General features: G+C 58.6%; 8 protein-coding genes. All 8 read right to left on the bottom strand.

Annotated features, from left to right (window positions below; all coding sequences use genetic code 11):
- Positions 1-86: 86 nt before the first annotated feature.
- Positions 87-548, bottom strand: coding sequence for a flagellar biosynthetic protein FliO (gene fliO, locus AAC035_RS16425; RefSeq protein ID WP_339806058.1), 462 nt, complete (start codon positions 546-548; stop codon positions 87-89).
- A gap of 78 nt (positions 549-626) precedes the next feature.
- Positions 627-1136, bottom strand: a complete 510-nt coding sequence (gene fliN / locus AAC035_RS16420) for a flagellar motor switch protein FliN (RefSeq protein ID WP_339806056.1) — start codon at positions 1134-1136, stop codon at positions 627-629.
- A complete protein-coding gene (gene fliM, locus AAC035_RS16415) occupies positions 1129-2127 on the bottom strand; it encodes a flagellar motor switch protein FliM (protein ID WP_339806054.1) in 999 nt (332 codons plus the stop codon). The genes fliN and fliM overlap by 8 nt, the downstream gene beginning before the upstream one ends.
- 72 nt (positions 2128-2199) lie before the next feature.
- The gene (locus AAC035_RS16410) at positions 2200-2694 is read right to left on the bottom strand and encodes a flagellar basal body-associated FliL family protein (RefSeq protein WP_339806052.1); all 495 of its coding nucleotides are present in this window, start codon (positions 2692-2694) and stop codon (positions 2200-2202) included.
- 234 nt (positions 2695-2928) lie between these two features.
- Positions 2929-4083: a flagellar hook-length control protein FliK gene (locus AAC035_RS16405; protein ID WP_339806050.1), complete on the bottom strand. Its 1155-nt coding sequence runs from the start codon at positions 4081-4083 to the stop codon at positions 2929-2931.
- 113 nt (positions 4084-4196) lie between these two features.
- Positions 4197-4544, bottom strand: a complete 348-nt coding sequence (locus AAC035_RS16400; RefSeq protein WP_339806048.1) for an Hpt domain-containing protein — start codon at positions 4542-4544, stop codon at positions 4197-4199.
- A gap of 132 nt (positions 4545-4676) precedes the next feature.
- The gene (locus AAC035_RS16395) at positions 4677-6464 is read right to left on the bottom strand and encodes a fused response regulator/phosphatase (protein WP_339806046.1); all 1788 of its coding nucleotides are present in this window, start codon (positions 6462-6464) and stop codon (positions 4677-4679) included.
- A gap of 51 nt (positions 6465-6515) precedes the next feature.
- Positions 6516-6821, bottom strand: a complete 306-nt coding sequence (locus AAC035_RS16390) for an STAS domain-containing protein (RefSeq protein ID WP_339806044.1) — start codon at positions 6819-6821, stop codon at positions 6516-6518.
- Positions 6822-7101 lie beyond the last annotated feature (280 nt).

Genomic DNA, 7101 nt, shown 5'->3' with positions numbered 1-7101 from the left:
GAACGCGGGAATGCCCGGCAGGCCGGAGGCCTGAGCCAACACATCAGGCGCCAGCGCCAGACCAGCAAGCAACAGCAACCAGCGCATCACAGCTTGTCTCCAGGGCCGTCGTGGCTCTTGTTGTCGATATCGTCTGGCCGGTAACCGGCAGAGGTCTGTTCCGGTTTCCAGTTTCGCCCCATCAGACTGTGCAGGCGGCGGGCAAATTCTCCCGATGGCGCCTTGCCTCCGGCGGATACTACCGGCTCGTCAAATACATGCAGGGTGCGAATGGCGGCGGGGGTAATGCCTACCAGAATCTGGGTGCCGGCCACATCAATCAGCGCGATACGCTCACGGGCGCCCAACGCCATGACCGAGACCACTTTCATGGACTGGTTGTTCATGCCAGTGAGGCCATTCATCCGCCGCAAAACCCAGGCGCAGGCGAAAATCAGTGCCAGTACCGCCAGCAGACCAAGCCCCAGTGTAACCAGCGTGGACATCGTATCGGCGGTGCTGTCACGGCTAGCCGTTTCAGTCACTGCGGGCGAGGTCTCTGCCAGCAGCGGCAGAGGCAAAACCAGCAGTACAGCAATGCCGACCTGACGGGACAACCTGGAGATAATCACCTTGTCAGCAACACCCTATTTCTGGAGGCGCTTGATGCGCTCGCCAGGGCTGATGACATCGGTCAGCCGGATACCGAATTTTTCGTTGACCATCACCACTTCGCCATGGGCGATGAGGGTGCCATTAACCAGCACATCCAGCGACTCTCCGGCCAGGCGATCCAGCTCAATCACCGAGCCCTGGTTCAGCTGAAGCAGGTTACGGATCGGGATCTGGGTATTGCCCACCTCCATGGAAATGACCACAGGAATATCGAGAATCACGTCCAGGTCCGGCGCGGTCGCATCCCCCCGGACCACCGGTGATTCGTCAAACTCCTCCATCGGTGCCGATCTCACATTCTTGCTGGCGGACGAGCCCTCTGCGGCGGTTTCTGCTTCAGTCATGGCCTCCGCCCACTCATCAGCGCGGTCCCCGGAGCCCTCTTCCTGATCACCGGACTCTTCCATGGCCGCTTCCCATTCTGCCGCCAGTTTTTCGTCCTCACTGAGTTCCTGGTCGTCTTTCTTGTCGTTGTCAGCCATGTTTACCCACCTTCAATTGTTTTTTCACAGCCGGGAGCCGGGCCCGGTCCTTGATACGAAGCGCCAGCTTGCCGTCCCGGGTGCCCATGGTCACCTTGTAAACCGGAATGCCATTGGCGGTCATATCCAGCGTGTCCTGCATTTCCACCGGAATGATGTCACCGGTTTTCAGTGCCGCTATATCCCGCAGCGAAATTCGCCGCCGGCAAACCGTTGCGTTTACCGGCACCAGAACCTCCTTGATGTCCTCCTGCATGGCGTTCACCCAGCGCTCGTCCACATCGTCAATATCGCTCTGCACACCGGCATCCAGCACTTCCCGGATCGGTTCGATCATCGAATAGGGCAACGCCATGTGCAGCTCGCCACCACCGCCGTCCAGCTCCACATGGAAGGTACTGATCACCACCACTTCACTGGGGCTGACAATGTTCGCCATGGCCGGATTGACTTCCGAACTGAGGTATTCGAAGTCCACCTTGAGCACCGCATGCCAGGCTTCTTTCATGTCATGAAAGACCTGGTTCAGCACCATCTGCACAATCCGGGTTTCGGTGGGTGTGAATTCCCGGCCTTCGATCTTGGCGTGACGACCCTCGCCACCGAAGAAGTTATCCACCAGTTTGAACACCAGCTTGGCATCCAGAATAAACAGACCGGTTCCCCGCAGGGGCCGGACCTTCACCAGATTCAGACTGGTGGGCACGTAGAGGGTATGTATGTATTCACCGAACTTCATGATCTGAATGCCGCCGGTGGAAACATCGGCATTACGGCGCAGCAGGTTGAACAGGCTGATCCGGGTATAGCGGGCAAAGCGCTCGTTGATCATCTCCAGGGTCGGCATCCGGCCCCGGACGATCCGGTCCTGACTGGCCAGATCGTAATTCTTGACACCGGTTTCATCTACCTCGTCATAGGTATCAATGTCGCCGTCGTCCACCCCGTGGAGCAGCGCATCAATTTCGTCCTGCGAGAGAAGATCCTGCATAATCGTTGTCGCCTCTGGCCAGTCACTGACCGTTAGAGTCTCCGGTTTGTTAGTCCTGCCATCCGTTGCGGTCTACTGGATGACAAAATTTCTCAGCAATACCCGCCGGATTGGTTCGGCACCCTCTGCCTCAAGCACCTGGTTTACCGCTGCCAGCAATTGTTGCGGCAACTCAGCCCGGCCTTCCGGTCCCTGCAGGGCCATGAATTCGGTGGCTCCAAGCAGGCTGATCAGCTCATTGCGGACCAGCGGCATGTGGGCCTGAACCGCATCCAGGGGTGCCTGGGCATCCGCCTCAAACGCCAGATGAACCTGGATATAGCGCTGACGGCCGGAGTTACGGACGGTGGTCACTAATGGCCGATCCATCGCCACATACAGGGCTGGAAGGAAAACCTCTGCTGCGGGCTCATCAGCGCCAGCTGCATCATCCCCGGAATCCTTGCCGAGAAACCAGAGGGTCCCGGCGACCGAGAGCCCTATCGCTAACATCACCACCAGCACCAGCACCAGGATCAGCTTCAGTTTACCCTTCCGGGGCGCCGCAACTTCGTTGTTCTCTGCCATGCCTGTCCCGCCAGAATTCCGTCGACGCATGCGCCGTAAAGTGATTTTAAGCAAACCCCGCGCCAACGCAGAGTCGGAACTCGAAAAAAAGCCAGCCGGGAAGGGCTGGCTTGTTGCAAGTGTAGCTTACTGACCGGTCCGATGGTAAGCGGACGACAACAGGAAAGCTGTGTCAGTGTCCCGTCTGGCTGACCAACCCCCGAAGATTCCATAAGGAGCCGGGCCAAGTGAGATTCACACGTAGAGATCGACCTCTCCCTTCCAGGACAGATCCAGGTGTGTCATGGCCTCCATACCGCCATCTTCATCACCGGGCTCGGGCCCATTGCCGTTACCGGCAAACTGTCTCTGGGACTCAGCTGACTGCTCCCGGGTTCCGGAATCTGTGACATCAAAACCCTGCAGATTGAACCCCTGCTCCGCCAGCATATCCCGCAAACGCTGGCTCTGAGCTTCAAGCTGATCCCTGACCGCCGGTGTTGACGCGTGTACCGTCACCGTGGCCTGGTCATTCTGCACCTGTACCCGAACGTCCAGCGGCCCCAGCTCAGGGGGGGTCACATGGATTTCGGCGACCGTCATCTGGGCTGCAGTCAGCCATGTCAGCTTGCCCATGACCTTTTCACCCCAGTCGGCAGCACCCACCGGAACCTCGACACTGGTGGTATAACCCCGCATCAACGCGGGCTCTGCACCCCGCAAGGCGGTCTGACTGGCCGGCGTCAACGCGGCCAGCTCAACACCGCCGGCCGGTCGCTCTGCGGTCGATGCTTTCAGCAATTCCATGAAATTGCCGTCGGCCGGAAGACTCTTTCCGGACGCCGTTTTCTGTAATGAAATGAACAGTTCTCTGGATGCCAGCGCAAGACTACTGCTGCCTTCAGCCGCCAGGGCCTGGCCAGGGAGCCCGGCTACCAGCTGTCCCGGCATGCCAGCGTTCCCTGACTGAAGACCCACTGACTGCAGTGACGGCTGTATGTGCGGCGTCAGGCCTGACTCAGCCGGCATTTCAAAACTCATTGTCGCAAAGTCAGGAGGCGGAATCCGCGCCTCGGCATCCATGTCGTCACTGGCTGAACTGGCATCAACCTCAGCGGTTGCCTGCTCCGGCTTACGGGCGCGTTCCTGTTCTGCCCGTGCTGCCTGGTCATCGCCGGCGCTGCGGGCTTCAGTGCTGTCCGTTTGCTGGCGGGCATCGGCAAGATTATCTGACCGGACATCGGCACGGTCCTGGCGCCGGGCATCGGCTTTGGCATCCAGCCGCTTTTGTTGCTGGCGCGCCACATCGTCAAAGCGGCTGCCGTCCTCTCGCTTGCGGTCTGATTGATTGTCAGCAGGCGCAGACGTCTGTCGGCCTGCGCTGATATCGGGTGTGGGTAACTGGGTCATTCCCATTCCGGTCATGGCAACCTCTTGCCGCTGGATCCATCGAATAGCCGTGTTATGGCCGTTTTCCGGATAGCTGCAAAAGCGATGCCATGAGCGGATAATGCGGTCGCCTATCAGGCCAGCAGCGATTCTTCCATCATTGCCCTGACCGTCTCGAACTCGGCTTCCAACCCTGGCAACAGGGATGCTGCCTGTTCAAGCTGGCAGGACTTGCCCGCTTGCTCCGCCCGCATACACAATTCGCCAAGCCGGGCAGCGCCGATATTCATGCTGCTGCCCTTGAAACTGTGAGCGGTTTTTGCAAAAGCGTCCTGATCACCGCATGCCATGGCATGACGAAGTGCCTCCAGCCGCTCAGAGGAGTCGTTGATGTACGTCCTGATGAGGATGTCGAATTCATCCTCCATCACGTCCCGGAGTTCAGCCAGAGCTTCTTCATCAAGGTGTGGTCTTTCGTTCATAACCAACCTCTCAGGGAGAAAGTTCCGGAGATGCCAGAAACCACCACGGACTTGCGATTTACAACCGTGTCACAACAAGCACCGGACTTTCTCTTGTTATCGTTTATGGCCGCGGCCGAATCCGGAGCAACCTCAGTAAATCGGCGACCGGATTTGCGGCTCGGTTGAATCCCAATGATATACCACTTCGGCCCGATTTCCTTGTTCGTTGTAACTCAGGCCATGGCCCAGGCGCTGCAATAACCTCATGCCCCGCCCCGCATAACCGACGGGATTGCTGTCCACTCCGGACACCTCCGTCGTTGTTTCCGCAATCTTCGCAAGCACAGCAGTTGCGTCGAAACCCTCACCTGAATCGACACAGCGGATAATCAGCTGGCCACCCTGTCCGACCGGTTCGTGGGTCAGCGTAAAACGAATGCTGTGACCGATTACTGACTCCAGTCGGCGCGCCCGCTCCGCATAGTAACGAGCAAAACCTTCAGAACTGTTTTTCCAATCGGATGGCAGCTGCAGGATGCCATGCTCCAACGCATTGCTGTACAGCTCTGCCAGTAACGTGTAAACCTCACTGCTGCGCTGGCGCAGTCCCGCCACGGTCATGCAGACATGAAGCAGCAACGGCAAAGGGTTGAACTGCCCCAGGGTCCGGTCACGAACTTCGTAGCTGCAGGTCCAGTGGGCAGGCCCCGCCAGGGCCGAATGAACCACCCTGCCGGGGAGGCTTGCCGCCGGATCCTGTTCGGTCATTTCCAGACACAGGATCGTGATGTCGTCCGACGACAAACCGTCTCCACCGAACGTCCGCAATTCTTCCAGCACCCGGTCCACCGGGTCCTGCCCGCCGGTGATGGCGGTCAGCATGGCCTGCAGCCGGCGTTCACCGAACATCTCTCCATCCCGGTCGACTGTCTCCAGAACGCCGTCCGTAAACAACAGCAACCGATCCCCCGGACTGGTCCGGATTTCCGTCATCGGACAGGCAAAGCGCTCTGGCTGTAACACCCCCAGTGGCAAATGACGCGACGCCAGGGTGTCTGAACTGCCATCAGAGCGAAGCAGATAACCATCAGGCAGGCCTCCGTTCCAGACCCGGACAGTCTGGCGACGGAAATCCACCTCGGCAAAGGCGGCACAGCAGAACATTCCGATTGGCAGTATTCGGCCCAGCTTCTGATTCAGTTCCCGCAGGATGTCACCACCGCTGAAGCCCTTGCTGGTCATCCCGTAAAAGATCTCCGCCACTGGCATGGCGCCAATCGCAGCCGGCAACCCATGTCCGGTAAAGTCACCCACCAAAAGGTGCACCCCGCCCGCCGGCCGCGGACAGGCGAATAGTACGTCGCCGTTAAATACCGACATGGGTGAAGCGTGATAGCGGATGTTGGGTGCCTCCAGGCACCCGGTATGGGCAATGTTGTCAAAAACACGACGGGCGGTTTTCTGCTCCTGGAGCAGCTGTTGATTGCGCTCGTGGATATGATCCCGCTGCCGGGACAGGGTTTCGTGCATCACCCTCATGCGGTTGAACGCCCGGATCTTGGCTTCGATAATCACCGCGTTATAGGGTTTGGAAAGGAAGTCATCGCCTCCGGCCTCAAGGCACTGGGCAAGCGCGCCGGCATCGGACAGTGAGGTCAGGAAAATCAGCGGCACCAGCGTTTCACCAGCCAGAGCCTTGATCTGCCTGGCAGCCTCCATGCCATCCATCCGCGGCATCATCACATCCAGCAGCACCATGTCCGGCGCACAGTCCCGGAACAGCTCCACCGCTTCCCGGCCGTCATCCGCAGTCACCACCTCATGACCCTGCCGCCGCAACATGGCCTGCAGGATGAGCCGGTCCGTGCGACTGTCGTCTGCTATCAGCAGTCTCAACGGACTGCAACTGTCAGTGTCTGTCACCGTCGCAGCCTCCATTGCTGACAGGTATCAGGGCATTTCGGGAATCTGAACACCGGACTGCTGGGTTCAGCGGATCGCAAACAGTTGCTCAAAATTGGAAATCGTCAGAATGCGTCGGACGTCGCTGTTGCAGTTTTCAATTTCAACGTTTGCACTGTCGCCACCAGCATAGTCTCTCAGCAACAACAGCATGCCCAGAGCCGAGCTGTCCAGATAGGACGTATCGGTCATATCGATCACGTAATGACGAACGTCACTGGCATCCTTTTCATAGGCATCCCGAAAGGCCTGATGGGTACTGAAATCAAAGCGGCCTTCGATGGCTATGGTCAGGGTTGCGCCGTCGTCACTGCGGCGGGTAAGGACTGGCATCCGGCTTCCTCCATCAGATTCTTCGTCCGATCCGAATTTATAGTTGTCAGATAATACTGGTTGGCAACTGTCCGCCTGGCGTACACAGGCGCGCTGCCTGCGCAGGTTTTCCGGGTTCGTGGTTAAGGATAGTCAACAAGAAGGGTTTTGTATCTAGTGCCCCGAGATAAACCGGAGACTGGTGTCACTAGTGTCCCGTCTGGTTAATTCGTTGACCTACTGCGCGCCGCTGGGACCTCTGGCCAAGGCGCCAGTCCGCAGGTGTGGTGGTTCCACATCA

It is taken from the genome of uncultured Marinobacter sp., from assembly GCF_963974375.1.
Taxonomy (GTDB): domain Bacteria; phylum Pseudomonadota; class Gammaproteobacteria; order Pseudomonadales; family Oleiphilaceae; genus Marinobacter.
This window is presented reverse-complemented; position numbering and strand designations above follow the sequence as displayed.

What these genes read in the sequence shown, in the direction of transcription:
- fliN (WP_339806056.1), bottom strand. Translation starts at nt 1,136, where the DNA reads ATGGCTGACAACGACAAGAAAGACGACCAGGAACTCAGTGAGGACGAA.
- fliM (WP_339806054.1), bottom strand. Translation starts at nt 2,127, where the DNA reads ATGCAGGATCTTCTCTCGCAGGACGAAATTGATGCGCTGCTCCACGGG.
- AAC035_RS16410 (WP_339806052.1), bottom strand. Translation starts at nt 2,694, where the DNA reads ATGGCAGAGAACAACGAAGTTGCGGCGCCCCGGAAGGGTAAACTGAAG.
- AAC035_RS16405 (WP_339806050.1), bottom strand. Translation starts at nt 4,083, where the DNA reads ATGACCCAGTTACCCACACCCGATATCAGCGCAGGCCGACAGACGTCT.
- AAC035_RS16400 (WP_339806048.1), bottom strand. Translation starts at nt 4,544, where the DNA reads ATGAACGAAAGACCACACCTTGATGAAGAAGCTCTGGCTGAACTCCGG.
- AAC035_RS16395 (WP_339806046.1), bottom strand. Translation starts at nt 6,464, where the DNA reads ATGGAGGCTGCGACGGTGACAGACACTGACAGTTGCAGTCCGTTGAGA.
- AAC035_RS16390 (WP_339806044.1), bottom strand. Translation starts at nt 6,821, where the DNA reads ATGCCAGTCCTTACCCGCCGCAGTGACGACGGCGCAACCCTGACCATA.